Genomic DNA, 2,000 nt, shown 5'->3' with positions numbered 1-2,000 from the left:
GACCGCATGCATCTCAAGCCGCTGGTGCGCATTGCACAATCGGCCGATCGCTACCAGATTCTCTGCCTGTCGCGCGACTCGGTGCGCCTGTTCGAGGGCAACCGGGATGCTCTGGATGAGGTGCCGCTGCATGAAGCGGTGCCCAGAACGCTGGCCGATGCACTGGGTAGCGATCTGACCGAGAAAGGTCAGAGCGGCTTCCCGCAGGGCTACAGTCGCGCCAGCGAACGGGGCGATCCGATGCAGGTCGAGGCTGGCGGCAGCGGCAAACAGGCGGAGATCGACCGCGACCGTGACCGCTATTTCCGCGAGGTCGATCGCGCGATCACCGAACACCACTCCCGGCCGTCCGGCCTGCCGCTGATCCTCGCGGCCCTGCCGGAACAACAGCCACACTTCCGCCGCATCAGTCACAACGAGTACCTGCTACCGGAAGGCATCGAGAACGGGCAGCGCGCCTTGGGCGTCGACGAACTGCGGGACAAGAGCTGGATGGTGATGCAGCCGCGCTATCTGAAGCGGTTGGAAGGGCTGCTGAATCAGTTCGGCGCCTCCCATGGTCAGGGCCTCGCCTCGGATCAGCTCGAAGATATCGGTCAGGCGACCCGCCAGGGTCGGGTTGCCACGCTGCTGGTCGAGGCAGAGCGGCAGATCCCCGGACGGGTCGACAAGAACGAGGGAAGCGCCGTGTCGGCAAGCGCCGAGGCTGCGAACACGCCCGACGTGCTGGACGAGCTGACCATCTGGACGCTTGAGCAAGGTGGTGAAGTCGTCGTGGTGCCGACCGAACGGATGCCGACGGCTACCGGAGCAGCGGCGATCTACCGCTTCTAACGAGGCTGGCGGGCAACGCTGGTTGCCCGCCGCGCCTCAGGCGTGACGCTCGCCTTGCCAGCAGCGCTCCAACCAGGCGAGATCTTCAGGCCGGGTGACCTTGAGGTTATCGGCGCGACCTTCGACCACTCGCGGTGAATGGCCGGCCCACTCCATTGCAGACGCCTCGTCGGTCACCTGCAGCCCACCGGCGAGCGCCGAGTCCAACGCCGTGCGCAACATGCCCAAGCGGAACATCTGCGGCGTAAAGGCTTGCCAGATGACGCTGCGGTCCACCGTTTCCACGACCCGCCCCTGCGGCCCTACACGCTTGAGTGTGTCCCGCGCAGGCACAGCCAGCAGTCCCCCAACCGGATCATCGGCAAGCTCGACGAGCAGGCGATTCAGATCGTCGCGCGCCAGATTGGGTCGGGCGGCGTCATGCACCAGCACCCAGTCGTCCGCGCTCGCTCCCGCCTCGGCAAGGCGCTGCAGGCCGTTGAGTACAGAGTCACAACGCTCCAGACCACCCGCCGCCCGCAGGATGCGCGCATCCCTGGCGTAGTCCAGGTTCGGCCAGTAGGGATCGTCGGACGCCAGACAGACCACCAGTCCGGCCAGGGCCGGGTGGTCAATGAAACGATCGAGGGTATGCTCGAGAATGCAGCGCCCAGCCAACCGCAGGTACTGCTTGGGACGGTCTGCACGCATGCGACTGCCGATCCCTGCTGCCGGAATGACGACCCAGAACTTCGACAACCGGACTTGGCTCATTCGACGAACTGGTAGAGGGTTTCGCCCTCTTTGACCATGCCCAGCTCCTGACGCGCACGCTCCTCGACGGTTTCCATGCCCTGCTTGAGCTCCAGGACTTCCGCTTCGAGGATTCGATTGCGCTCCAGCAGCCGCTCGTTCTCGCCCTGCTGGTCGGCAATCTGCTTGTTCAGACTGTTGACCTGCGCCAGGCTGCCCTCGCCCACCCAAAGACGGTACTGCAGCCCGCCGAGAAGCAGGATCAGCACGACGAACAACCAGTAGGGGCGACGCATAGCAGGCATGAAACGACTTCGGCGGCAGTTCGAATAAGGAAGACAACACAGCAACGACTATCTTGGCGCGGGAGTGATCGCCCACCAAGACGATGCCGATTGAAACAAAAAAGGGCGACTCGCGCCGCCCTTTTTTAA

Annotated in this window: 3 protein-coding genes; 1 reads left to right on the top strand and 2 read right to left on the bottom strand. The window is 64.5% G+C overall.

All coding sequences use genetic code 11. The annotated features are described in order from the left end of the window. The coding region (locus HZR81_RS23420; protein ID WP_500129378.1) for a baeRF3 domain-containing protein at positions 1 to 834 on the top strand (834 nt) is incomplete at its 5' end. Between the two features lie 36 nt (positions 835 to 870). On the opposite strand, the gene ispD is transcribed toward HZR81_RS23420, so the two are convergent. Together ispD and ftsB are read right to left on the bottom strand one after the other, a co-directional pair. Further along, positions 871 to 1,587: a 2-C-methyl-D-erythritol 4-phosphate cytidylyltransferase gene (gene ispD / locus HZR81_RS23415; RefSeq protein WP_500129377.1), complete on the bottom strand. Its 717-nt coding sequence runs from the start codon at positions 1,585 to 1,587 to the stop codon at positions 871 to 873. Continuing rightward, positions 1,584 to 1,862, bottom strand: a complete 279-nt coding sequence (gene ftsB, locus HZR81_RS23410; RefSeq protein ID WP_063543813.1) for a cell division protein FtsB — start codon at positions 1,860 to 1,862, stop codon at positions 1,584 to 1,586. Before ftsB ends, ispD begins: the two co-directional genes overlap by 4 nt. Positions 1,863 to 2,000: the final 138 nt, after the last annotated feature.

The organism is Pseudomonas sp. LM13 (assembly GCF_041381355.1).
GTDB classification, from domain to species: Bacteria; Pseudomonadota; Gammaproteobacteria; order Pseudomonadales; family Pseudomonadaceae; genus Stutzerimonas; species Stutzerimonas frequens.
The sequence above is the reverse complement of the archived record's forward strand: the minus strand, read 5'-3'. Positions and strand labels throughout refer to the sequence as shown.